This is a genomic window from Anaerolinea thermophila, assembly GCF_020723905.1.
GTDB classification, from domain to species: domain Bacteria; phylum Chloroflexota; class Anaerolineae; order Anaerolineales; family Anaerolineaceae; genus Anaerolinea; species Anaerolinea thermophila_A.
Genome location: NZ_DYHZ01000004.1, coordinates 88,107 through 112,906, shown reverse-complemented (window position 1 = coordinate 112,906; position 24,800 = coordinate 88,107). Strand labels below are relative to the sequence as shown.

Annotated in this window: 20 protein-coding genes; 5 read left to right on the top strand and 15 right to left on the bottom strand. The window is 61.3% G+C overall.

All coding sequences use genetic code 11. The annotated features are described in order from the left end of the window. The first annotated feature begins 34 nt into the window (after positions 1-34). A complete protein-coding gene (locus LHF31_RS07285) occupies positions 35-2,128 on the top strand; it encodes a hypothetical protein (RefSeq protein ID WP_298009404.1) in 2,094 nt (697 codons plus the stop codon). Between the two features lie 6 nt (positions 2,129-2,134). Here the strand turns inward: LHF31_RS07285 and LHF31_RS07280 are convergent, their stop codons facing one another. The 4 genes from LHF31_RS07280 to LHF31_RS07265 are packed head-to-tail and all read right to left on the bottom strand — an operon-like array spanning position 2,135 to position 4,644. Next, positions 2,135-2,674: an NUDIX hydrolase gene (locus tag LHF31_RS07280; protein ID WP_303773984.1), complete on the bottom strand. Its 540-nt coding sequence runs from the start codon at positions 2,672-2,674 to the stop codon at positions 2,135-2,137. Beyond that, positions 2,653-3,651, bottom strand: coding sequence for an anti-sigma factor (locus LHF31_RS07275; RefSeq protein WP_298009398.1), 999 nt, complete (start codon positions 3,649-3,651; stop codon positions 2,653-2,655). The genes LHF31_RS07280 and LHF31_RS07275 overlap by 22 nt, the downstream gene beginning before the upstream one ends. A gap of 2 nt (positions 3,652-3,653) precedes the next feature. Continuing rightward, positions 3,654-4,262, bottom strand: a complete 609-nt coding sequence (locus LHF31_RS07270) for an RNA polymerase sigma factor (protein WP_298009395.1) — start codon at positions 4,260-4,262, stop codon at positions 3,654-3,656. A gap of 1 nt (position 4,263) precedes the next feature. Beyond that, positions 4,264-4,644: a DUF3054 domain-containing protein gene (locus LHF31_RS07265; RefSeq protein WP_298009391.1), complete on the bottom strand. Its 381-nt coding sequence runs from the start codon at positions 4,642-4,644 to the stop codon at positions 4,264-4,266. Between the two features lie 123 nt (positions 4,645-4,767). On the opposite strand from LHF31_RS07265, the gene LHF31_RS07260 reads away from it, so the two are divergent. Beyond that, positions 4,768-5,433, top strand: a complete 666-nt coding sequence (locus LHF31_RS07260; protein WP_298009389.1) for a lytic transglycosylase domain-containing protein — start codon at positions 4,768-4,770, stop codon at positions 5,431-5,433. Here LHF31_RS07260 and LHF31_RS07255 read toward each other — a convergent pair. The 5 genes from LHF31_RS07255 to LHF31_RS07235 all read right to left on the bottom strand — a co-directional run bounded on the left by LHF31_RS07255 (position 5,430) and on the right by LHF31_RS07235 (position 12,654). Next, positions 5,430-6,584: a protein phosphatase 2C domain-containing protein gene (locus tag LHF31_RS07255; RefSeq protein ID WP_298009386.1), complete on the bottom strand. Its 1,155-nt coding sequence runs from the start codon at positions 6,582-6,584 to the stop codon at positions 5,430-5,432. The two genes, LHF31_RS07260 and LHF31_RS07255, sit on opposite strands and share 4 nt — an antisense overlap. 3 nt (positions 6,585-6,587) lie before the next feature. After that, positions 6,588-8,495, bottom strand: coding sequence for an FHA domain-containing protein (locus LHF31_RS07250; protein ID WP_298009383.1), 1,908 nt, complete (start codon positions 8,493-8,495; stop codon positions 6,588-6,590). Between the two features lie 97 nt (positions 8,496-8,592). Further along, positions 8,593-9,603 carry a UDP-glucose 4-epimerase GalE gene (gene galE / locus LHF31_RS07245; protein WP_298009381.1) on the bottom strand — a complete coding sequence of 337 codons (1,011 nt, stop codon included), beginning with the start codon at positions 9,601-9,603 and terminating at the stop codon, positions 8,593-8,595. Between the two features lie 31 nt (positions 9,604-9,634). Beyond that, on the bottom strand, positions 9,635-11,689 hold the full coding sequence (locus tag LHF31_RS07240) for a lipopolysaccharide assembly protein LapB (RefSeq protein WP_303773981.1): 2,055 nt from the start codon (positions 11,687-11,689) through the stop codon (positions 9,635-9,637). Beyond that, entirely contained in the window at positions 11,686-12,654 is a 969-nt protein-coding gene (locus LHF31_RS07235) for a glycosyltransferase family 2 protein (protein ID WP_298008130.1), read from the bottom strand. The genes LHF31_RS07240 and LHF31_RS07235 overlap by 4 nt, the downstream gene beginning before the upstream one ends. Positions 12,655-12,777: 123 nt before the next feature. Here LHF31_RS07235 and LHF31_RS07230 point away from each other — a divergent pair, with 123 nt between their 5' ends. After that, positions 12,778-13,527, top strand: a complete 750-nt coding sequence (locus LHF31_RS07230) for a redoxin domain-containing protein (RefSeq protein ID WP_298008132.1) — start codon at positions 12,778-12,780, stop codon at positions 13,525-13,527. Between the two features lie 760 nt (positions 13,528-14,287). On the opposite strand, the gene LHF31_RS07225 is transcribed toward LHF31_RS07230, so the two are convergent. Together LHF31_RS07225 and LHF31_RS07220 are read right to left on the bottom strand one after the other, a co-directional pair. Next, positions 14,288-15,115: a type II CAAX endopeptidase family protein gene (locus LHF31_RS07225; RefSeq protein ID WP_298008134.1), complete on the bottom strand. Its 828-nt coding sequence runs from the start codon at positions 15,113-15,115 to the stop codon at positions 14,288-14,290. A gap of 145 nt (positions 15,116-15,260) precedes the next feature. Further along, positions 15,261-15,665: a hypothetical protein gene (locus LHF31_RS07220; RefSeq protein WP_298008136.1), complete on the bottom strand. Its 405-nt coding sequence runs from the start codon at positions 15,663-15,665 to the stop codon at positions 15,261-15,263. An 815-nt stretch (positions 15,666-16,480) separates the two neighbouring features. Here LHF31_RS07220 and LHF31_RS07215 point away from each other — a divergent pair. Next, complete coding sequence (locus LHF31_RS07215) at positions 16,481-18,391, top strand: hypothetical protein (protein ID WP_303773978.1); 1,911 nt, start codon at positions 16,481-16,483, stop codon at positions 18,389-18,391. Between the two features lie 154 nt (positions 18,392-18,545). On the opposite strand, the gene serC is transcribed toward LHF31_RS07215, so the two are convergent. The 3 genes from serC to LHF31_RS07200 all read right to left on the bottom strand — a co-directional run bounded on the left by serC (position 18,546) and on the right by LHF31_RS07200 (position 21,362). Continuing rightward, positions 18,546-19,643, bottom strand: coding sequence for a phosphoserine transaminase (gene serC / locus LHF31_RS07210; protein ID WP_298002528.1), 1,098 nt, complete (start codon positions 19,641-19,643; stop codon positions 18,546-18,548). A gap of 211 nt (positions 19,644-19,854) precedes the next feature. Then, positions 19,855-20,679: an ATP-dependent sacrificial sulfur transferase LarE gene (gene larE, locus LHF31_RS07205; protein ID WP_298002531.1), complete on the bottom strand. Its 825-nt coding sequence runs from the start codon at positions 20,677-20,679 to the stop codon at positions 19,855-19,857. 101 nt (positions 20,680-20,780) lie between these two features. Further along, positions 20,781-21,362: an HD domain-containing protein gene (locus tag LHF31_RS07200; RefSeq protein ID WP_298002534.1), complete on the bottom strand. Its 582-nt coding sequence runs from the start codon at positions 21,360-21,362 to the stop codon at positions 20,781-20,783. A gap of 185 nt (positions 21,363-21,547) precedes the next feature. Between LHF31_RS07200 and dnaK the strand changes: the two genes are divergently transcribed. Further along, positions 21,548-23,407, top strand: coding sequence for a molecular chaperone DnaK (dnaK, locus tag LHF31_RS07195; protein ID WP_303773975.1), 1,860 nt, complete (start codon positions 21,548-21,550; stop codon positions 23,405-23,407). 96 nt (positions 23,408-23,503) lie between these two features. On the opposite strand, the gene LHF31_RS07190 is transcribed toward dnaK, so the two are convergent. Further along, positions 23,504-24,739: a PLP-dependent aspartate aminotransferase family protein gene (locus LHF31_RS07190; RefSeq protein ID WP_303773973.1), complete on the bottom strand. Its 1,236-nt coding sequence runs from the start codon at positions 24,737-24,739 to the stop codon at positions 23,504-23,506. Positions 24,740-24,800 lie beyond the last annotated feature (61 nt).

The window sequence follows — 24,800 nt, the reverse complement described above, 5'->3', positions numbered from 1 at the left end:
TGAAACGCCTGTAGAGAGGAAATCCCTGACCGGCATGGTGAAACTGCGTGCGTGGCTGGTTTTGCTGGCTTGCTTTGCCTCCCTGTTCCTTCTGTTCTTGCCCGTTCATGGAGAGGGAGAGCCGCCGTTCTCCACCTATCTCCCTCTGATTTCCAGCGAACCGCCGCCGCAGTGGGTGGGTCCCTATGGCGGTTCGGTGGTGGCGCTGGAAACCGATCCGCGCAGTCCCAACATCGTCTATGCGGGGACGTTTGGCGCGGGGGTGTATAAAAGCACCGACGGCGGGGTGCACTGGTTCCCCGCGCGGGACGGCTTGACCAATCTGATGATCAACTCGCTGGCGGTGGATGCTCTCCATCCGTCCACGCTGTACGCCGGCACGTACCGCAGTGGGGTGTTCAAGTCCACCGATGGCGGGCTGACATGGGCGCCGGTGAACAACGGGATTGCCGCCGGTGCGATTGTGTACACGCTGGCGGTGGATCCGGAGAATTCCAGCCGCGTGTACGCAGGGACGCGCATTTACAAAGACGAAGCCCTTCCCCCCTGGAAGGGCATCCTTTACAAGAGCGAGGACGGGGGCAATTCCTGGCGGGCGGTGCTGGAAAACGTGGGGGGGAGCGATCAGCAGGACTGGGTGTACTCGATTGCGCTGCTGCCGCGCGACCCCAACATTCTTCTTGCCGCCACGCATGAGCATGGGGCTTACCTGAGCCGTGATTACGGGCGCACCTGGAGTCCTGCCAATACCGGCGTGGATGACCTCTCCGGACGGGCGGTGCTGTTCGATCCGCGCTACCGCAATCCCAGTGTGGCGTACATGGGGGTGTGGCACCGCACCGGTTTCTACAAATCCACCAATGACGTGGTCACCTGGAATTTGCTGGCTTACCCCAATGTCAAGGTGTACGGCATGGCGCTTGACCCGCAGGCGCCCGAGAATGTGTATGCCGCCACCTTCTCCAATCACGGGGTGCTGAAGAGCGGCAACGGCGGGCAGTCGTGGGCGGTAACCGGGTTGACGAACGAACTGGTGTACAGCGTGCTGGTCAACCCGGACAACAGCGCGCTGGTGTATGCCGGTGTGGTGAGCAACGGCATTTACCGCAGCAGCGACGGGGCAAAATCCTGGAGCAACATGTCCAGCGGGCTGGCGCACCTGAATGTGACCGGGCTGGCAATTGTTCCGGGGATTCCGCCGCGCTGGTATGCGGCGGTGTACGGCAGGGGCATCTTCCTCAGCACTGACCAGGGGCAGACCTGGACGCCGGTCAACAGCGGGCTGGGCAACCTGAATCTGCGGGGGCTGTTCTCTCATCCCACCAGTCCGACGCGTTTGTTTGCCCTGACCGAGGGCGGGCTGTACCGGCTGGATGCTCCCTCTTCTGCATGGATGAAGTTAACGCTGGTGGGTGAGGACACGGGGACTGCCGCAAAGGGATCGGTGCCGCCTCTGCCGGTTTCTCCTCCTGACCCTTTGACCCTGCTGATGCCCGATGGGGCTCCTGCCATGCAGACCAGCGCCCTGCCTTCTACTGCCATGCTGACGCTTGCCTTTGCGCCTTCGGATGCCGGCGTGGCTTACCTGGGCACGGGCGGTGCGGGGGTGTATAAAAGTATGGACGGCGGACTGACCTGGAACGCGGCGGGGCTGAACGGGCAGAGCGTGACGGCGCTGGCGGTGCATCCCGCCAGTCCACAGCAGGTATATGCGGCAACCTCCAGCGGGGCGGTGCAACGCAGCGAAGACGGCGGATCCACCTGGACGCCGATACCGGCGCCGGGGGGCAGTGTGTACGCGCTGGCAACCGATCCTGCCGAGCCTGTCCGTGTGTACGCCGGCACTGCCAGCGGGGTGTACCGCTGGGACGGGAGCGCCTGGAGCGCGCTGGGATTGACCGGGCGCGCCATCTTTGCGCTGTGGGCGGATGCGGCGAGGGCGGGGCGCTGGATTGCCGCCGGACAGGGCGGGGCTTTCCTCTCCGAAGATGGGGGAATGACCTGGGTGGAACTGGAACCGCAACTGCGCGCCCTCAACGTGAACGCCGTGCGTGCCGACCCGGCAGAGCCGCACTGGATGTTCTTCCTCACCACCGAGAGCGGGACACTGCGGCGCTGGGTGCGCTGACCCGATTTATTCCATGTGCTGATGCGTCTGGGGAATTTTGCCCTCTAAAATCAACTGTGTGGCGCGGAACGCCAGCGGCGGCAGGTCACTGCGCGGGAAGAATGCCGCTTTGACGGCGTCGTCGCCTGCCTGCAGGTCTCCGGATACGACCTCGGCGCGGTAGGCGATGACCAGATCGGCACCGTTGGGGTGCTCGCGTCCCGGAACGATGCCCAGCAACTGGGTGACCCGTACCACCAGCCCGGTTTCTTCCAGACATTCGCGCTCGGCGGCGCGGGCGGGGTTTTCGTAAGCATCCATGAATCCGGCGGGCAGGGACCACAATCCCTGCAGGGGCGGGTTGAGGCGCTGAACCAGCAGGACTTCCTCGCCGCGCTCCACCAGCACCGCCACCGCCACCTTGGGGTCTTCAAAGAAAATCCAGCCGCACTGCGGGCAGGTCTGATGATCTCTGCCAAACAAAAAGCGCGTCTCCAGCCGCGCTCCACATTGAATGCAAAAGTGCGCTTTTCCTGCCACGGGGTTCATCCTTTCCGGCGCAGCCATACCGCCATGCCGGCGAAGAGCGCCGCCATGCCCAGCAACACGGCTTGCGCCACCCGCACGGGTGTCCAGAAGGGGGCGGGGGCTTCGAGGGGCGCGGCAGACGGGCGTTCGCTCTCCTCCGGTGCGGGGAGGGCGGCAATCACCTGCCCGGCTTCTCCGGAGGCAGGCACGCCCAGAATGGGACCATTGCCCTCCACGGGTTCGGCGGGGGTGGCTTCGGACGTCAGCGCGCGGGAGGGGGCTTCGGTGGGCACTACCGGTGGGACCGTGCCCGGCGCCGGTTGATCGCCGTAATGGACAATGCCTTCGCCGGGGGTTGCCATGCCGCTGGCTCCGGCTTCGGCTCCTCCGCCGCCCATGCCCTGAGCGGTGGTCTCCTGCTGATAGGTGACGATGCCTTCCTGAGAGGGCGCGCCTGCGGCTTTCATGGCTTCACCGCCGTAGCCTTCGGGGGCGCCACTGCCGCCGCCCAGACCGCCCGGCGCGTTCCAGATGATGATGGGTGCGGTTGCGGTGGGCTGTACTGCGGCACGCATGGCGCTTTCAGGGGCAAGGATGGCGGGTTGGGTTTCCTGAGGGACGGTTTGCATTTCAGCGGCTTTTTCCACTACCTGCGGGGCAGGCGCCGCCGCCATGGGGGCGGCAAAGCGCAGGGCAGGCAGGAATTGCAGTAACAGGGTGGCGACCAGTGCGGCTGCCGCCATGCCGGTAGCCAGACGCGCGGAGAGGAACGAGAAAAAGCCCTGACGGGCTGGTTTTCCTACCATCTCCGGGGTGAGGGTGAAGTTGCGCGGGGCGCGGTATCGCGGCGCCCGGCGTAAGAGGGCGCGGGTTTCGCGCAGTTCGTCCAGCGCCAGACGCCACTGCGGGTTGCGGCGTAAATCCTCTTCCAGACGCGAAACTTCCTCCGGGGACAGTTGTCCGTCCAGATAGGCGGAAAAGCGTTCATACTCGCGGAAGGAAAGGTCGCCGTTCATGGTTAATCGTCTCTCTGAGTGTTTAGACGCAACAGCGGGGGTAAAAGTTCCCAGAAGCGGTGCAGGCAGTCGCGCAGTTTGAGGCGGGCGCGCGCCAGACGGCTCTTGACCGTGCCCAGCGGTTTGCCCAGAATCTCGGCGGCTTCCTGATAATCCATGCCCTGCAGGTCAATGAAGATCACCACCGCGCGGAATTCCTCATCCAGTTGCTGAAGACAGCGCTGAATGGCACGGTCGAGTTCCTTTTGTTCCAGTTGTTCTTCGGGAGAAAGCCCATCATCTGCCATCCATGAGGGGCTTTCGATGCTCTCGTCGTCGTCATCCAGCGGTTCCAGCGGCGTGCTGGGGTGGCGCTGACGGCGGCGCAGTTCGTCGTAACAGGCGTTGGTGACCATGCGCATGACCCAGGCTTTAAACGAGCCGCCGCGAAAAGAGGAGAGGTGGCGGTACGCCGAGAGGAAGGCCGTCTGGGTGACATCCTCCGCCTGATCGGGGTCAGAAAGCATGCGCATGGCGAGATGATACGCCATATCCTGATATGCCAGCACCAGACGGTTAAAGGCGTTGAAATCGCCGTTGCGGGCTTCCTGAATCAATGCCAGTTCGTCCATGTCACATCCGCTTTCCAGCGCGCCATGCCCACACCGCCCGCCAGAGGATCATCCCCAGGGCGGCGGTGGCTCCCAGTACGCCCACGAAGACGGGCAGAACCGCGCTGTTCAGCCACCATCCGCGCAGGACGCCGGCGATGGGTGCGGCGAGCAGTGCCGCCAGCCCGGCGCGCCATGCCTGAGGAATGCGGGTGAACACCACCGGTTGATACAGTCCCAGCCAGGGGGCAATCAGCGCCCAGCCGATCAGCAGGGGCAGGAAGGTGCTCCACACGCGGGCAAGCGCGCTCCCGTGAAAGGCAAACCCAACCACACTGATGACGAGGATGGCAAGGGTATCACCGAGGAAGAGGGGGAGGAAATCCATCCACCGCGCACGCATACAAATATTGTACCAGAGAGATGGAGAATGGGAGGTTCTTGAGAGGTTGGTTCCCGGTTTATCCCGGAAAATCTCCCCGAATCATCCTTGCTAAATAGAACATATGTACTATATAATAAAGGTATGACCATCCCATTTCGCTGGATTTTGAGCGGGATTGCCCTGGGAGCGGCGTTCCTCATCTTTGCCGCCAACGCCATCGGGCAGATTCAGGTGGTGGCGGCATCCACCGAGGAGCCGTCTTTCTCCGCGCCTGCTGAGACGCTCTCTGCGCCTGCCGAGACCGCCGATGCCGCCGAAGCGGTAGAGACACCTCCTGCCGCAGATGCGCCCGCACCCCGGGAAGACCCCCCGGCATCCGATGACTCTGCCTGCGAGGTCAGCCCGCGTTTTCCCGAGGCGGTTTACCGCTGGTGCGCGCTCATCACCCGTTACGCCAACGAGAACGGGCTGGATCCCGACCTGATTGCGGCGCTGATTGTGCAGGAAAGCGGCGGCAAACCCGACGCATACTCCAGGAGCGGTGCGGTGGGCTTGATGCAGGTGATGCCGCGCGATGGCATTGCCGCCAGTTTCCGCTGTGTCAACGGACCGTGCTTTGCCTCGCGTCCCAGCATGGCAGAACTGTTCGACCCGGAGTTCAACATCCGCTACGGTACACGCATGCTTGCCGGATTGATCAGCAAGCGCGGCTCGGTGCGCGACGGGCTGATGGCATACGGTCCCATGAACGTGGGTTATTCCTACGCCGATAAGGTGCTGGCAATTTACGAACGCTTCCGCGACTAAGGCAGGAGCCGGGTGGGCCAGGGGGTGAAGGTCGGCGCGGCGCCAGATTGCGCCGTGGGCGAGGAAAGCGTTTCAGGCGTGGCGGTGGGGGGAGAGGATGTCGCCGTGGATGGCGGGGACGGGCTGGTGGCTGGTACCGCCTGAGGCGAGGCAACTGCTGTAACCGTCGGGGTGACCGGTGGGGGTTGTACGCCGCCGATCAGGTACCATCCGGCAATCGCCGCAACGCCCAGCAGGAGCAGAATCACCCCCAACCATCCCAGCCACTCACGGGAACGGCGGGAACGGGAGGGTGTGTGCGTTTTCAGCGGTCGGGTGGCTTCCTCGCGGTACTGCGCCGGCGGGATATGCGCCGCCACCATGGTGATGTTGTCGAAACCGCCACGGGTGTTGGCAATCTCCACCAGACGGGACAGGGCTTCTCTGGGAGGTTGGGAGGTGAAGGTGGCAGCAATTTCGCCATCCGAGACCAGATCGGTCAGCCCATCGCTGGTCAGCAGGACGAGGTCGCCGTCCTGCAGCAACAACCCCTGATTTTCCAGACGCTGAGCGTCGTTCTGTGCGGGGGCTTCGTCCCAGCACAGGCGCAAATCCACCTCGGGAATTTGAGGCGAGCCCAGATAGCGGCGGATGACGTGCTGATTGGGGTGCCCCTCTACCTCGTCCGGTTTCAGAATGCCCTGTTCAAGGGCTTCCTGCACCCAGGTGTGATCAATGCTCAGACGGTGGGCTTTGCCGTCACGAATCAGGTAAATGCGCGAATCGCCCACCGTGGCGGTGTAGAGGCGTCTGCCGGCAATCCAGGCGCAGGCGCAGGTCGCGCCCATGCCGATCTGATCGGGGTTTTGCTCCGCCTGCTGGCGGATGGCTTCGCTGGCTTGCTGAATTGCCTGACGCAAAATCTGAGGCGGATTCAAACCGTCGCTGGCGGCAACGGCGGCGTCAATTTGCTCCACGGCAATCTCCGCCGCCACCTCGCCGGCGCGGTGACCGCCCACCCCGTCGCACAGCACCAGCAAAACGACCGGCAGGGAAAAAGGCGGGTGCTGCCGGTACGCAAAGACGCCAAAACGGTCTTCATTGCCGCGGCGTTTCATTCCGGGGTGGCTGATTGCCGCCACCGGAACTGCCGGGCGTTCCATTCGCCTCATGAATCATTCCCCCTGAACAGGTTGTGTGTGCCATTCCCGTTTCTTTTCCGGTTGAGTGCAGTCAAAGCGATACATTACCCGTCCCAGATGGATGCAATCCTCGTGCTGTAACAGCACTCCTTCTGGCAGCACCGGCTGAAAGTTCACCCAGGTGCCCGCCTGCGAACCGGCGTCAAAGAGCCGGTATTTGCCTTCTTCTTCCTGCACCAGACGCGCGTGCAGACCCGAAACGCTGGGATCGTCCACAATGACCATTGCCTCGCGGGGGTCGCTTCCCAGGGTTAACTCCGTGCGGGAAAGCGGCACCACCGTGCCCGGCAGGGCTTCGCCGTCCTCGCCCAGACGCACCAGATACGCCGGGACAGGTGGGGTCTCAAAGCCCGTCCGCGTGACGGGGCGGGCACGTTCCTGCACGGGGCGGGCGGCATCCTGAACGATGCTCACCGGCTGGGTGAGCGGGTCGGTCAGCGAACGGCGCAGGCGCGGGGTGCGCTGTCGGCGGGCGCGGCTTTCGCCCAGCAAAACCATGGTCAGCACCAGCGCCGCCAGCAGTACCGCGCCGATGGCAATGACTCCGCGGTAAGAAATGCGCTCCCACAGGGTGCGGCGGGGTGGTTCTTCCACCAGTACTTCCACCGGCAGGATGATGCTCTTTGCCGTCAAGCCCAGTTCATCTTCCACTTCCAGTTGCAGGTAAGCGGTGCGCGGGGTGTTGAACGCCGCCAGATCCCACTCGAATTGATCGAAGGGCGGGGTGGTGTTCTCATCCACCAGGGTGCCGTCCACATACAGGCGGGAGAAGCGCAGTCCGCGGGCATAGCCGTCGGGAAATTCAATCAGCGCCTGCAGGGAGGTTTTCTGGGGAGTCAACTGGCTGGCTTGCTGGGCGGTTTCCTGCGTCCAGCGGCGTTCGATTTGATTGGGTGGGGCAAGGAAGATGGGGTTGGGCGGGGCAATCTGGATGGCATAGGTCAGCGTGGCGGGGGACAGGGATTGCATGCCGGAGCGGTTGAGGGCAATGGTGAGGCGGTGCGTTCCGCTTGCGCGCACCCCCGAAAGGAAGCGCACCTGGTACACCCGCCGCAGGGGCTTGAGCCACTCTTCCAGCAAGGGGAAGGTTTCCTGCCCGGCAATCAGCACCAGTTTGCCGCCGGTGGCGTCTGTCAGCCGCTGGAGGGCGGCGGTATCGGGGGCGGTGCCGTCCAGCGAGGGGACTGCCACCCAGACGAAGACGCGCACGCGCAACTGCACGGCGCGCGCGGCAAGGTCTTCCAGCCCGTTGAGTTGCTCGCCCTGCAACGGCGGGGTGACGAACAGCACTGCCCGTTTGATGGTGGGGTCGTTGATCTGATCGGCGGCGAGGTTGACCGCCTGCACCAGCGGGAAGAGGGTGGGGACGGTGAGGCGTTCCAGCGCGGGCTGGTAGGCGCTCAAGGCGCCGCTGAACTCGGCGGGCTGGCGGGCGCGGATGAGTTGCAAGCCTCCTTCGGTGGACAGGCTGAAGGTACTCCCTCCGCGGGATTGCTGCTGTCCTGCCCAGTCCAGCAGGGTCTGGCGAATCTGATCGAACTGAGTGGTGTCGCCAAAACGGCGGGCGAGGTCGCGGGTGGGGTTAAACGCCAGAGTAAACTCAATGCCCGGTTCGATTTCCTCCACAGAGGAGACGGCAACCGGGGCGTCGTCTTCGCTCAGGGTAATTTCGGCAGGTTGAATGTCGGTGAGGAAGTTGCCCTGAGGATCGTAGGCTTCCAGAAAGAAGGAGATGGAGGGAAAGGCGTCGGTACGCAGTCCATAGGCGAGCAATTGCATCTGTCCCTGCGCCTGAACTGAAAGAGGCGTAGCCAACAGGGACAGCAGAAGAAGAACCAGAAGGGGAAGACGAAGTGAGGACTTCAACGATTGCGCACCCATTTTCCAGCCTGCCCTACCACACACCAACACTGCACCCCAGCGACGGCGTTTCGCAGGGCATTGCGGGCGACCTGTAGAGTCATTATAACACAGGCGTTTAATCGTATTTCAAAATGGTGTGGCGGATTTCTCCCCAGCGCAGGGCGTCGGCGATGCCCTGTTCGATGGGCAGACGCGCCTCCCAACCCAGCAGACGGCGGGCGGTGTCGGCGTTGGCGTAGGCTCCCGCCACATCGCCCGGGCGCGGGGGACGCTCCACCTTGCAGATTTCTTTGCCGTACACCTTCTCGAAGGCGGTCACCAGTTCGCGCACGGTCACGCCGCGTCCGGTACCCAGATTGATAACCGCGTAGCGGGTGTTTCCGCCCAGACGCTCAAAGACCTGCTCGAACTGCTCCACTGCCTGGATGTGCGCCAGTGCCAGATCCCACACGTGAATGTAGTCGCGGATGCCCGTGCCGTCGCGGGTGGGCCAGTTCGTGCCGGTGATTTCAAAGCAGGGCAGTTTGCCCAGGGCGGTATCCACCAGTTTGCCCAGCACGTGGGATGGCTCTTTCACGTGAATGCCCGAGCGCATTTTCGGGTCGGCGCCAATGGGGTTGAAGTAGCGCAGGGCGATGCCTTTCATGGGGTAGGCGGTGCAGAAGTCCTTCAGAATCATCTCCATCATGTACTTGGTGCGGGCGTAGGGACTGCCCGGTTTGAGCGGCGATTCCTCGGTGACCATGAAGCCCGGCACCACGTCGTAGATGGAAGCCGAACTGGAGAAGACCACCCGTCCATACCCGAGACGGTTGAGGGTGTGGAACAACGACAGCGATTTGCAGACGTTCTCGGTGTAATACTCGTAGGGTTTCTCCACCGATTCAGGGACGACGATGAGCGCGGCGCAGTGGATGGTAGCGTAAATGTCAGGGTGTTCGCGGAAAATGCGCTCCACCAGCGCCGCATCGGCGATATCGCCGCGGTAGAAGATGCGCCCGCGGGTAAATTCCTCCCTGCCGGTAATCAGCGAGTCGAGGATGACCGGGGTGTGTCCGTGATCTTCCAGCGCCGAGCAAATGGTACTGCCAATGTACCCTGCTCCTCCAGTAACCAGTACTTTCATGACCAGTGCTCCTCCCTCAAGGATGTGAAACTTAGCGCTCCGGGGTGATGCCCGGCGGCGGGGTAAACGGTTCATCGCAGGCAAAATCGTTCATCACCTGTTGGTATGAGGCATCTCTCTCCGGGGTGGGCGGGGCTTCGCGTTCGATGCGCCGCCACAGGCGGCACAGCAGGCGCTGATAGACGGGGGAGATGTCTCCTGCCAGGCGGGTCTGCTCCATGGCGCGGTCATACTCGCCGAGATGGGCGTAGGCTTCAATGAAGGGGAAGCGCTCCAGTGGGTCGTTGGGATAATCGCCGGTGGCAAAGGCTTGCTCTCCCCAGCGCGCTACTGCTTCCCAGTCCTTCTGCTGGCGGGCAAGATCGGCTTTTTCAAAATAATAGCACCAGTTGGGCTGTGGTTCTGTGCCGAAGAGGATCTCCGGCAGGTAGGGGTTGCCCTGCGGCAGGATGGGGGCAGTATCGTGAATGGCCATGGCATCGCGCAGGTAGATGGGCAGTGTCCAGTTCTCGATGTCAATCTCCGGGTCAAGCACCCGCACGCAGGCAGGCGGTTTGTACCAGAAGGTGACCGCCTGAGCGGTGTTGCCCTGGAAGGTTGCCGCCAGATAATCCAGTTCGAAGGGCAAGCCTTTCTCCAGACCGGGCAGGTTGGCGCCCAGCCGCACGGTGGGATAGAACAGGATGTAGCGCAAACGGGGTTCGGTGTTGTCGGGCGCATACATCCAGTTGAGCGGCGCGGTGAGCGAGTTATCCGAATAGTGGCGCATGGGCAGTTCGTTCGATAACAGGGTGGTGCCGGGCTGTAAAGCGGGCATGCGCCACGAGAGTTGCCAGAACATCCTCTGCATCACCACCCAGTCGCGCAGGTACACCACCGCACTGCGATACTGATAACCCACCGAGAAGGCGAGGAACACGCTCAACACCACCAGGCGCAGTCCGCGCGGCAGGGGCAGGGCAAAGAACAGTCCGCACGTCACCAGCACGGCGGAGAGCATGAAGGAGAGGGTGAACCGGTCGGCATGGAAGTACAACTGCACCGGCAAACCGGTCAGCCAGTAGGGCACGCCCGCCACCGTCAGCCCTGCCAGTCCCAGCAGGAAGGGGGTGACCCACAGGCGGGGGCGCGGGGGCGCCGATTCGCGCGGGGTGCGGGTGAGCCAGATGACCGCCAGTCCCAGCAGGAAGGCAGTTCCCACCACGGCGTAGTAGCCCATGAGCAGACGCGGCACCATTTCCTGCGCGCCGGGGGTCTGGAAGGCATTGCCCCACGCCATCACTGCGGTGAGGATGGCATCCTGCACGGTGCGGTTGAGCCAGTATGCCAGCGCGTTAAGGGGATTCTGCGCCAGCATCTCATAGAAGATGGGTCTGTATAAGCCATAGCCAAAAAAGAGCGCCCGCCACAGCATGACACCCACCAGTGATCCCAGATAGGGGAGCCACAGGATGAAGGCGCGTTTGAGAGTCTGCCAGAGCGAACGCGGTGTGGGGCTTTCCTGCCAGATCACCACCGCCAGCCACAGCGGACGGGTGAGTTCGAGGAAGAAGAAGTACTCCATGAAGAGCAGGTTTGCCAGCCCCAGCGCCCACGCCAGCAGGGAGTAGATGAGTCGGCGGCGGGGCTGTCGCACTGCCAGCACGCTCAGCAGGAACGAGCCAAGGAAGACGTTCAGCACAATGAAGAAATGGGAATACACCACCGGGATGAACTGCTGGCTGAAGCCGGGGTAGAGGATGAACAGCGCCGCCGCCCATGCGGCAAAGTCCTTGCGGTCGCGCCACACGGCAAGCAGGAACCGCCACAGCAAAACGCCGCTCAGCCAGCGCCCCAGAATTGCCAGAATGTGCCATGCCAGAGCATGCATGCCCAGCACGGGCACGGTGAGTTGATAGAGCAAGCCCCACACGGGACGGTTGGTGGAAAAGTAGCGGGTCAGCCCTGAAGCGCCGTAGGTGTGGTAAATCCAGGTGATGGGAACGTCGTCCCAGTAAATGCCCAGACGGGTTGCCCACAGCCCGTATGCCAGCCCTGCCAGCGCCAGCAGAAAGAGCGGAATGACCCCGTTACGGAACCGCTTCATTCGCCTTCCCAGTCCTCCTGCGCCGAAGGTTGAGGGGTGCGAAGCACCGAGCGCACCAGATAAATGGGGCGGCGTTTGACCTCCTGAAAGATGTAGCCCACATACACGCCCACAAAGCCCAGCAGAATCATCAGGATGCCGTTGGTGAAGAGCAACATGAACATGAGCGAACTCCATCCGGGGGCAAGGCTGGAGCGATCTCCGCTGAGCCACAGACTGAGCACGTAAATGACCTCCAGCACCGCCAGACCGAGCATGACCCCGCCCAGCGAAAGCCCGATGTACAGGGGGACGAGGGAAAACGAGAAGACGGCATCGCGCGCCAGTTTGAGCATTTTGCGCAGGGTGTACTTGGAACGTCCGGCGATGCGCTCGGGCGGCTGGTAGGGCAGGATGACGCTGCGGAAGCCCATCCATGAGACCATGCCGCGCAGGAAGCGGTGGTACTCGCGCATGCCGCGCAGGGCATCCACCGCACGGCGGGACATGAGGCGGAAATCGGCTCCACCCGGCAGGACGGGCGTGTCGCTGATGCGGTTGAGGAGGCGGTAGAACCACCCGGCGGTGAGGCGTTTGAAGAGCGGCAGACGCTCATCTTCCAGGCGTTGGGTGAGGACGATGTCGTAACCTGTCTGCGCCAGTCTGAGCATCTCAGGGATCAGTTCGGGGGGGTGCTGACCGTCGCCATCCATGGAGATGACAAAGTCGCCCTCGGCGATGTCCAGCCCGGCGGTCAGCGCCGCCTGATGCCCGAAGTTGCGCGAGAGTTCCAGCGCGGTCACGCGGGCATCCGCCGCGCAGATGGACTGCAGGATGGTCATGGTGCCGTCGCGCGAGCCGTCGTTGACGTAGTAAATGAGGAAGCGGTAGGGAAGCGAATCAATCGTCTGGCACAGCAAACGGTGGAATGCCGGCAGGGCTTCTTCTTCGTTAAAGACGGGGACGACAATCCCTATGGTGTGCAAATCGGTCTCTCCGCGGGGGGTGGACTGCGTTCCAACCGCCCCTTTCCATGCAAACAGGATGAGACATCACCCCGCTGTGCGCATAAAAACGCAGTACAATACCGGTTATGGAGGTGAAATACGATGCGCCTGAGCGTTGGTGATCCTGCACCTGATTTTACCCTGCCTTCGCATCTGGGCAAAGAGGTTACCCTCAGCAGTCTGCGCGGACGCAATGTGGTGCTGGCGTTTTTTCCGCTGGCATGGACACCGATATGAACGAGCCAGATCCCGTCGTATGAGGCTGAACAGGCTCTCTTCGCGGGATTGAACACCCAGGTTCTGGGGATCAGCGTGGACAGCGTGCCCTGCCTGAAGGCATGGGCGGATTCACTGGGGGGAATCTCTTACCCTCTGCTTTCCGATTTTTACCCTCACGGGAAGGTCGCCGAACAGTACGGTGTTTTGCGCGCCGACGGCACCAGCGAGCGCGCCCTGTTCGTCATTGACCGCGAGGGCATCATTCGCTATATTGATATTCACGATATTGACCAGCAACCCGATAACGAGGAATTGCGCGCCATCCTGCGGCAGGTGGATCCCGAAGCGGCGGCAAACGAACCCCACGCCCTGGTGGAAGATGAGCCACTGCCTCACGGCGGTATCGTGATGTACTGCACGCCGTGGTGCGATGACTGCAAGCAAGCCCGTCAGTGGTTGATGCAGAGGGGCTTTAAGTTCGTGGAGGTGGATATCAGCCGCAACCGGAAAGCCGCCGAACAGGTGCGCCGCTGGGCAAACGGCAACCTGACCACCCCGACGTTCGACATCAACGGCACGGTTATCGTGGATTTTCAACCGGACAAACTGGCGGAGGTGCTGGGAGGGTGTTAAACGGCAAAGGCTCCCGTCCACGATGGCAGACGGGAGCCTTTCTCTACAACGTCCCCGGGTAAAGGGGGGGTCCCCACCCGGAGACGGACATCTCAGGACGAGAAACCGGCTCCGGGGAGGCTCGATGGGCGGCGATGCGCCTTACAGGGTTGGTTTGCGTTGATGTTGCTCATTGCTCTTTGTTTCAGTCTCCAGAGCGAACAGGCTGATGGCGCCAAAGACCAGCACAACAAACGCGACGGCCAGGTAAACGATCCACATAGAGACCTCCTCCGTACAACAATAAAACCGAAGGGCGACCGGATTGCGCGGGCATCGGCGTTGCCGTCTGCAATCCTCTATGAGATATAACGCCGGGCGGGTAAAAAAGTTTCAGGCAATTTTCAAAGTCCCGGCGGATCAAATGGAGGAAATCCTGCTGAAATGCTGGCGCCGGCAGGCTGGTCTCTCCCCCATTTGAGTTATTTCTATTATAGAAAATTTGTTTCGCTTAAGCACCTTTCAGATTCATTACAAATCCCCCTGGAGATCGAATCCGGGCTGGCTTGCCCCGTGCAGGCAGTTTTTCCACCCGTGAATATAAAGAATGCTGTGCTTCTCAAGCATTTCAGGACGGGGTTTCTCCCCGCCCTTTTGAGGGACGGCGCAGGAAAAGCCATCCGACAATGAACGTGTTCAGGGTCATCCATATCAGCAAGAAGGTCCAGGTGATCAGCACGGCGTTCCACTCGCCGGAGGTGTGCGTCCATTGCGGCAGGGTTTATCCCTGGTGAATGTGCTGGGTCTCTTCCCGCAGGACCAGCCCTGCCACCGCCAGAGCCAGCAGGGCGCAGGTGATGAGAATCAGCCCGGCGGAGACCTGCATGGAGGGCAGAAGCACCCAGATGGAGTAGTTCATCAGGGTGTGGAAGACCAGCGCCGCCAGAATGCTTTGACGGGTGCGCCGGTACACCCAGGTCATCAGGGTTGCTGTGAGGGTTATCTCCACCAGCAGGAGCAGGAACAGGGGCAAACTGTTGACCATGAAACGCCCGGGGATGAACACCAGTGGCAGATGCCACAGCCACCAGAAGAATCCCAGCCAGAGGCTGGCGGTCAGGGCGTTGTAACGGTGCAACAGGCGCGGCAGGGCATAACCGCGCCAGCCGAATTCTTCCTGGAGCGGGCCGCCGGTGAGCAGAATGACAAAGGGAGCGATCAGCGCCATGGGCGGGTTGCTGAGGATGGAGAGGTCCGGCGGGTGTTGACGGATGAGCGCTTCGATGAGGTGCGCGCCCAGGAAGATGACCAGAGGGAGGAAAATTGCCATGCTCCATCCCTGGCGCCCCGGATTGCGCGGGTTCAAGCCGTCCTTCAGCCAGGCGCCCAGTCCCCGCCAGCCAGCGCCGATGAGGGTGATCAGGAAGCCCATCAGGGTGGGCGCCCACGGCGCGGGGTTGAGCGGGCTGGCGAGGAAATCTGCCAGCGGTTGGGGCAGAGCGAGCCATCCCTGTGCCTGGAAAGCCAGGGGCATCCAGAAGAGCCAGGAAAAGCCCAGTGTCAGCAGGAAGAAGAGAAGCGGAAACTCAGGGCGTTTTGCGTTGTTCATGACTGCTCCATTGGAACAGAAGGGGATGGTCAGCCGGTTTATGGGAAAACCCTGCCAGGTTGGCGGCAGCCGGGCAGGGCAGTGGTGAAGGCGGCTCGTACCTCACCCGTTGCCTGATGGAGATCGTCGCCGCCTGCTGACCTGGTTATTGTACGGAGAAGTCCACGCTCTTATCCAGTTTTCCGTTCAGGTAGATCTCCACACGGTATGTGCCGGGTGGCCATAACTGGTCGTTGGTCAGGTTGAAAGTGACCTGACCACTCCCGCTGGTGAACTCGGTTTCTGCCAGCACTGTGTTGGGGTCGGCGCCTTCCACGTCCACAGCCGTCCACACGGCTTTGAGTTGAGTATCGTCGGGGGCGTTGCGCAGGTCCACCTGTGCGTAAAAAACGGCATCCGGGGCGTATACAGTGGTGCGCTGTTCTCCTGCGTCGTCGGTGGACATCCACACTTCCTGGATTTTAGCAGTGCTGGCGCTGAACTCACAAGCCAGTGTGACCAGCATCAGCACCAGCGCGGCGATGAGAATTTGAATACGGGTTTTGTTCACGGGTCCTCCAGAGATGGGTTGAGTAAAACATGTCTCTTCAGTCCGGAAAAGGTGGGGAGGAAAATGGGAAGAGGTTGATTAAAATTTTACTACACAATAAAACAAAATGATAAATTTTATGCGGGCTCTCCGGATACCGTTTTTCACCATCCCGTAATGAGGTTTTGTTTTCTGACGATCTGGACAGACTGGTTTTTTATCCATTTACTTCTTTACAATACAGATATAATTAATCAAAATAATATATAATAGATTTGAGGAGGCTTTGATTATAAAAATTTACCCTGTCTGGGAGCCATGAAGGCGTGTTTTCCATGGCTTCAGCCCACTGGTCCCGGAACAGTCGCAATGGCTTCGATTTATGGCTTCTCTCAGCCTTAATTGTCCTATGCCTTAACGGGGTCTTTTGGCAGTTGCAGAAATATTCTGTTTCTCATCCATGAGGCGGCCTCCATACGGGAACGACGTCTCGACAGACATTTGAGGAGTAACCCATGCCTAAAAATGTTCGGCTCGGTATCATCCGAGCCCGGCACGATACCACTGTCCCTGAGATTCCCGATCAGGCGTGTCTCGCCATGGTGATGACCGGCAGTCACGCGCTGTTTCGTTACTGGATCAACACTACCCGCGGCTATCTCGACTTTCTTGATTCGCCGATGTTTCCCTGGGTGGACGTCACCCTCGGCGCGGATACAAGCCGAAGTGCCCAGGCAAAGGCTGCGATTAAAGCGCTGCGCGATCGTTATCCCGGGCACGATCCGCTGGCCAGACTTGACGGGCTCGTGGTGCTGACCCATCCCGGAGCGCGGACCATGGCGAATCCCCTTGCCGGACAGCCCGGACAGCCTGCGACGATCACAACCGGCTTTGATGGCGGAACGACAGGCGTCGAGGGATTCACTGTGGCAGTCCTGCCGACGTCAACAAGCAATCACACGTTCATGTGCCATGAAATCGGGCATGTGTTTGGCTTTGACCACACCTTTGGCCTTGACAACAATGGTACGGATTGGAATCCTGGCGATAGTAATGTCATCCTGGGACCGGAATACGGATCGCCGTATGACCTGATGTCTTCGGCATCGTTCGGCACCCGCTGGCTGGGGACAGGCCCGTTCTGGGCGGCTTCGCCGACGTTCAACGGACCTGCCGTCAGTGGTTGGCCGAATGCCAACAGTGTCCTGTCCATGGGACCTCACCTGTCCCGCGCCAACCTGCACCGGTTCATGCCCGATGCCCTTGCCGGTCGGGTTGTCGAGCGCCCCTTTCCCCCTCCGGGGGGCGCTGTTCGGGTGCGCCTGGTGCCGGCGTCTGCTTCAAAGGGTCAGAGTCTTTTGATCCTGCATCCGCCGAACGAGCCGGCGAATGGTGTGGGGCGCGTGTATGTTGAATACCGCACAGCCCGCGGATGGGATGCCGGTATGGACCTCCTCGGACCGAGTCTGTCGCGCGAGGGTGTGGTTGTGCATTCCCTCGTTGACCGGCCGAACGTCGGCCCGCGGGTCTGGTACCGCGGCTCAATCCCGGCGGTGTCAGTGGACACCGATGTTGCCGTTGCCACGACACCACTCGTTGTCCAGATCCACGATATAGATCCAGAGCGGAACTGGGTTGAGGTTTCGGTCACAATAGGCGCGGGGCGGCGTGTCGAAATTGTCCGGGGCAATCATTCGGATGATGTCATGGATGTGATTGGAGCGGTTCAGCAAATCAGGACGCCATGCGGCGACGCAATTCGCAAAGGAACGTTTGCCACATCAACGTTTAGCCAGTTTCGCATCCGCACGACCGGCTTCGGCGGGGATGGCGGACCAGCCGTGCCTGCGGCTACCGTGACGTGGACGGTTGGAGGTGTGCCTGCGACCGGCAACGGCGGCACATTGAACGTGGCTTATAATGGTGCGACGTTTGCAGTACAGTACACGATTGACCCTGTGGTTTTTGAACTCTCGCTGACCTCCCGCGGCGGCGAACGATTTGTAGTTCCGGTAACTGTCACCATCACCGGCGACGGGACGACTGCCACGGCAAGTACCACCTTCACTGCTCAGGGCTGGTTCGAGGGCATTCATCCGGAAGATGAGGCGATCCTTGCGGGGTGTTTCCGGCGCATTTTCGAACGCTATCAACAAATGCCGCGTGTGTTCCGGAAGCCGACGCCGGAGCCGGAATGGCGATTTGACGTCCGTGAGGAAGTCCAGCGGCTCTGGTACGTGCAGACAGCCCGCCTGATCAACGAAGTGCCGGGGCTTGATGCCGCAGGACGGACTGCGTTTCGTCAACTGGTCAACGTGCAGGTGGAGCCAACGAAGACAATGCTTGGCGCCCTGGCTGCCGTGGGCATTGACTACAGCGTATCTGAGGCCGATATCACGGCATGGCTGGAAAACCCCGAATACACGCCGTATCCAGCACTTGCAGAAGCGCTGTTGACGCGGCTGAGCGGCAACCGACTGCGTCGTCCGGTGTTCTTCGATGTCATTGCCTACAACTACGAACACACCCCCGAGGTATCGTCCCCGCGGACGGTTGAGGAGGTGCACACTGGTGTGTTGGAAGCCGCCATTCTGGAAGGATCGAACAACCGCTACGGAGAGCAGATTACAAACTTTGCCGATCTGCTTGCCGTTAACGACGATGATGCTGTCCTTACACGCATCCCTGTGAATGCCGATGGCGAGGTCTGGCGGATGGGACGGGTGCAGTACGCCGATCCGGGCTAAAAATGCCCGCAAACCTCGACTGCCGGGGCTACAAGGGCTGGTGGGGGATCGTATCGGATTTTGCGCCAGCAGGGAATTGAACCGGCGATTACAAAAGCGGCTCTGTCTTCATGGACAGAGCCGCTTTTGCTGTGAATCCAATTTCTGATTTGCTTTAGCCGTGGCGCTGCTGGAAGTCTTTCATGAATGCCACCAGGGCGCGCGCCGAGTCGAGCGGCAGGGCGTTGTAGAGCGAGGCGCGCAGACCGCCCACCGAGCGGTGTCCCTTCAAGCCGATCAGGTCGGCTTTCTTGGCTTCCTTGACGAACAGGTCTTCCAGTTCCTCGCTTGCCATGCGGAAGGGGATGTTCATGATGGAGCGGGCTTCGGGGCGGGCATGTCCACGGTAGTAGCCGCCGCTCTCGTCAATGGTGCGGTACACCATTTCGGACTTCTCGCGGTTGATCTCGTACATGGCGTTCAGCCCACCGAGGTTCTTGAGCCACTTCAGCACCAGCCCGGTGATGTAAATGGCGTAGCACGGCGGGGTGTTGTGCAGGGATCCGCTCTCTGCCAGCACTTTGTAATCCAGCATGACGGGCAGTTTTTCGGGAACGCGCGCCAGCAAGTCCTCGCGGATGATGACGATGGTCACGCCTGCGGGACCGGCGTTTTTCTGCGCGCCGGCGTAGATCAAGCCGTACTTGCTCACGTCCACCGGCTGGCTGAGGAAATCGGACGACATGTCACATACCAGCGGCACGCCTTCGGGAACAACCGGTTCGGTTTTGAACTCCACGCCGTGGATGGTTTCGTTGTGGCAGAAGTGCACGTATGCCGCCTGAGGGTCGAATTGCAGTTCGGCGGGCTCGGGCAGGCGGGTGAAGTTTTCACCCTCGCCGTTGAAGACCACGCGGGTAGTGCCCAGTTTCTGGGCTTCTTTCAGGGCGGTGCGGCTCCATGCGCCGGTGACGATGTAATCCGCCGAGGCGCCGGCGGGGCGCAGGTTCATCGCCAGCATGGCAAACTGCAAACTGGCGCCGCCCTGCAGGAACATCACTTTGTAGTTTTCGGGAATGCGCATTAATTCACGCAGGTCGGCTTCGGCGGTCTGGATGATGGCTTCGAACTCTTTGGAGCGGTGGGACATCTCCATCACCGACATGCCGGTGCCCTGATAGTCCAGCATTTCCGCCTGAGCCTGCAACAGGACCGGCTCGGGCAAAATGGAAGGACCGGCGTTGAAGTTGTGAACGCGTTTGTAGGTGCTCATGTTCGTGGAACCTCTCGATTCGAAATTGGAAAGGATGGCAGGCGCGATGCAGGCATCGTTGCTTCCCTACCATCATACCCTGTTTTGGGGTTGAGGGGGTACTGTCTTTTATCGCATTCTAGCCATGCAATTGGCATTCTTTCCAGGCACGGCGAGGGGGCAAAACGGGCATTCCGGCAGTTTGACAGGGGCAGTGATGCGTGGGAGATGTTTACTGCCCGGCGGATGCGGGGGAAGGGGAAGCCAGGGCGGCGTGCAGACTGCCCTGCTGATATCCCTTCAGGTCCAGTGCCACGTGGGTAAAGCCGATTTCCTTGAGCCGCGCGGCGATGGCTTCGCGGTGCTGAAGCACAAGGGCAAAGCCGCTTTCCTCGACCTCGATGCGCGCTACCTGACCGTGATGGCGCAGGCGCACCTGACGCAGTCCCAGCGAGCGCAGGAAGGCTTCGCCCTGCTCCACCTGACGGAGATTTTCGCGCGTCACCTGCATACCAAAGGGGATGCGCGACGCCAGACACGCCATGGCGGGTTTGTCCCAGTTGGGTAAGCCCAGCAGGCGAGCCGCCTCGCGCACGTCGGCTTTGGTCATGCCGGCTTCGATGAGGGGGGAGCGGAAACCGGCTTCCTGCATGGCTTGCCGTCCGGGGCGCACATCGCCCAGATCATCGAGGTTGTTGCCGTCCAGAATGGCGCGGTAGCCGTTCTGCCGGGCGTATGCCGTGAGCAGGGTGCCCAGTTCGTTCTTGCACCAGTAACAGCGCAGGGGCGAGTTGGCGCGGTAGCGCTCGTCCTGCAGTTCGTGGCTGTGGATGAGCACGTGGCGGATGCCGATATGACGCGCCAGGGCGAGGGTCTCGGCGCGTTCGCTTTCCGCCAGACTTTCCGATACGGCGGTGACGGCAACGGCGCGCTCGCCCAGTACGCGGTGCGCCGCGGCGGCAACCAGGGTGCTATCTACCCCGCCGGAAAAGGCAACGATGGCGCTGTCCATCTCGCCGAGAATGTGAAAGAGCCGTTCCAGTTTTTCTGTGGTCATGAGATGCTCCGGGAAAACCAGGATCGGGCGGGGGAATGCCCACCTGAATTACCCGTAATTTTACCCGATTTGATAAATTACCGCAGGGAAGGTTTTCTCCCTCAGGGCAGGTCCTGCCAGATTTCCCGCGCCCGCTCGACCATGCGGTCGAACTCGGCTTCCAGCGCCGGGTTGATGCCGCGCATGCCCGCCACCACCCGCACCGCCCAGGCGACGTACTCGCGGCGGCGCGCGTCACTCCACTGTTCGGGGGGATCTTCCAGAATCGAGCGCACGTTGCTGATTTTGTCGGCGATTTTGATAAGTTTGGCGTCGGGGGTGAGGTAAGGGGCGTGCTCTTCCTGCAGACGCTTGCGCTCGGCTTGCGGCAGGCTCTTGTCGTCGCTCACTTCCTGCACCAGGGCGCGCACCCGCGCGCCGAACAGGCGGTTGATTTCCTCAGGCGCGGTGGGGGTGTCTTCCAGTACATCGTGCAGGATCGCCGCCGCCAGCACTTCGGGGTCGCGCACGCCGCCGACGGACCACAGCAGGTGCGCCACCTCGATGAGGTGGTTGATGTAAGGGGCGTGCAGGACGCCCTTACGGCGCTGATCGCGGTGGCGCTCGGCGGCAAACGAGAGCGCGGCAAGCAGCCAGTCGACCGGATGCAGGGAGTCTAAAGGAATTAAGAGCGGTGTGTGCATATTTTGATTATACCGATGAATGCGGACGGACAGGGTTCAACAGAGCCACGCAAAAGCGTACCACCCTTCTCAAACGTTAATACTCTTCCTACACTTCGTTAATGATTTTCTAGCATGCCGCGGGTATCCTTGCACTGGAATAATGACTGAAAACATTCTTCCTCAAAGAAAGGAGAGAGGAAAACATGGGAAAGATTATTGGTATTGACCTCGGCACAACCAACAGCGTGGTTGCTGTGATGGAAGGCGGCGAACCGGTGGTGATCACCACCGCGGAAGGATCGCGCCTGTGCCCTTCGGTGGTCGCCTTTACGAAAAACGGCGAGCGGCTGGTGGGACAACCCGCCAAACGTCAGGCAGTTATCAACCCTGAAAACACAGTGTACTCCATCAAGCGCTTCATGGGTCGGCGTTACAGTGAAGTAGAGACCGAGCGCAAGATGGTGCCTTACAAAGTGGTGGAAGGACCCGCCGGGGATGCGCGTGTGTTCATCCCGCAAACCAACCGCGAGTACACGCCGCAGGAAATTTCGGCGATGATTCTGGCGAAACTCAAAGCCGACGCCGAAGCCTATCTGGGCGAAAAGGTGACGCAGGCGGTGATTACCGTTCCGGCGTACTTCAGCGACAGCCAGCGGCAGGCTACCAAAGATGCCGGTAAAATCGCCGGGCTGGAAGTGCTGCGTATCATCAACGAGCCGACGGCGGCGGCGCTGGCTTACGGACTGGACAAGAAGAAGAGCGAGAAGATTCTGGTCTTCGACCTGGGCGGCGGTACCTTCGACGTATCTCTGCTGGAAGTTGGCGATAACGTGATCGAGGTGCGCGCCACCAACGGCGACACGCACCTGGGTGGCGATGACTGGGATCAACGCATCGTCAACTGGGCGGCGGATGAGTTCAAGAAAGAACAGGGCATTGACCTGCGGCAGGATCGTCAGGCGCTTCAACGCCTGCGCGAAGCCGCCGAGAAAGCCAAGATCGAACTCTCCAGCATGATGGAGACGGAGATCAACCTGCCCTACATCACTGCCGATGCAAGCGGTCCCAAGCACCTGCAGTTGCGCCTGTCGCGCGCCCGTTTCGAGCAGTTGACCGCCGACCTGGTGGAGCGCATGCGCGGACCGGTGGAAGCCGTCTTGCGCGATGCCAAACTCAACCCGTCTGAGGTGGATGAGATTGTGCTGGTGGGTGGTTCGACCCGCATGCCGATGGTGCAGGAATTTGTGCGCCGCATCTTCAACAAAGAGCCGAACAAGAGCGTCAACCCCGATGAGGTGGTGGCGATTGGTGCGGCGATTCAGGGCGGCGTGCTGGGCGGCGAGGTGAAGGACGTGCTCCTGCTGGATGTGACTCCGCTCTCACTTGGTGTGGAGACGCTGGGCGGTGTGATGACCGTGCTGATCCCGCGCAACACCACCATCCCGGTGCGCAAGTCGGAGATCTTCTCCACTGCCGAGGACAACCAGACGGCTGTGGATGTGCACGTCCTGCAGGGCGAGCGCGCCATGGCGGCGGATAACATGAGCCTTGGGCGCTTCCGCCTGGAGGGCATCCCGCCGGCACCGCGCGGTGTACCGCAAATTGAGGTGACCTTTGACATTGATGCCAACGGCATCCTCAATGTGACGGCGAAGGACAAAGCCACCGGCAAAGAACAGCGCGTGACCATCACCGCTTCGACCAACCTGAGCAAGGGTGACATTGAGCGCATGGTCAACGAGGCGCGGCAGAACGAAGCCGCCGACCGGCGCCGCAAAGAGGTGGTGGAAGCCCGCAATCAGGCGGACAACGCCATTTATCAGGTGGAGAAACTGCTCAAAGAGCGCGGCGACGCCGTGCCGATGGCGACCCGCGAGGAGATTCAGGCGAAGATCAACGATCTGCGTCAGGCGATGAGCGGTGAGGATGCGGAGCAAATCCGCAACCGCATGCAGGCGCTGACGCAAGCCGCGGTGGTTTTGCAGAGCGTTCCGCAGGGTCAACCGGCTGGCGGTGCTGGCTCGGATGGCGAAGTGGTGGAAGGCGAGTTCCGCGAGGCGTAAGCCGGAGAGATGGAAGAAAAGGACGGGCTGGAATTTCCAGCCCGTCTTCTGGTTTAAGCATATCCTGCCTGCGGCGCGCCCGGACAGGGCGGGGGGTTAAAGCCCTGCCATCGCCTGTTCCAGGTCGGCGAGGATGTCTTCCACGTTTTCGATGCCCACTGAGAAGCGCACCAGCCCGTCGGTGATGCCTACCGCCTGGCGGGCGGCAGGGGGGACGCCCGAGTGGGTCATACTGGCGGGGTGAGAGATGAGCGAATCGGTGGTGCCGAGGCTTACCGCCAGCGTCAGCAGACGCACGCGTTCCATCAGCGCTTTACCCGCCTCCAGCCCGCCCTTGAGTTCAAAGGAGATCATCCCGCCAAAGGCGTGCATCTGGCGCTTTGCCAGTTCGTGTTCGGGGTGACCGGGTAAGCCCGGGTAGTACACCTGCGCCACTGCCGGATGCGCTTCCAGCCACTGCGCCACCCGCATGGCATTGGCACAGTGACGTTCCATGCGCAGTTCAAAGGTGCGCAGTCCCATGGAGGTCAGCCAGGTGTCAAACGGACCGGGGTTGCCGCCCAGCAGTTTATTGGTGGCGTTCAGACTGCCCTGGATATAGTCTACATGGCGGCTGACCACTGCGCCGCCCACCACCACGCCGTGCCCTCCCAGGTACTTGGTGGTGGAATGTACCACCACATCGGCGCCGAGGGTGAGGGGGCGCTGGCAGTAGGGGGTGGCAAAGGTGTTGTCCATCATCAGCCAGGCGCCGTAGCGGTGGGCAATCTCGGCGGCGGCGGTGATGTCAATCACGCCCATGGTGGGGTTGGCGGGCGATTCGGCATATGCCAGGACGGCGTCGGGGTGCTCGCGGAAGGCGCGCTCCCAGTCTTCGGGCTGGGGGTGGTTGAGCCACACCACCCGAATGCCGTAGCGGGGGGCAAAATCGTGCAGGAAGGTGTAGGTGGCGCCGTAGAGGGCTTCCTGCGCAATGACGGTTTGACCGCTCTGCACCCGCGCCAGAATGGCGGTGGTAATGGCTGCCATGCCCGAGGAAAACATGCGCCCTGCCACAACTTTCTCGGGAGGGGTGTCGGGCTGGGCGCGCAGAAGGTCAATGCCTTCCAGCGCGGCGATTTTTGCCGCCGCCTGGCGAAAGTTGGGGTTGTCGAAGCGGGTGTAGATAAAGCCGTCTTCCTCACCGCGGAAGCGCGCCGCGCCCGTGGCGACATCGGGGAAACGGAAGGTGGATGTCTGAAAGATGGGATTGGAGTGGGCGTCCAGAGGGGCTTCGCCCTCTCCAACATGATTGACCAGCGTGCTGAGACCAAAGCGGGGAGAAAAAGTCATACAACTCCATTTCTGAGGTGGGATTTTTCGGTACAATGTCAGTATAACATACCGATATCAG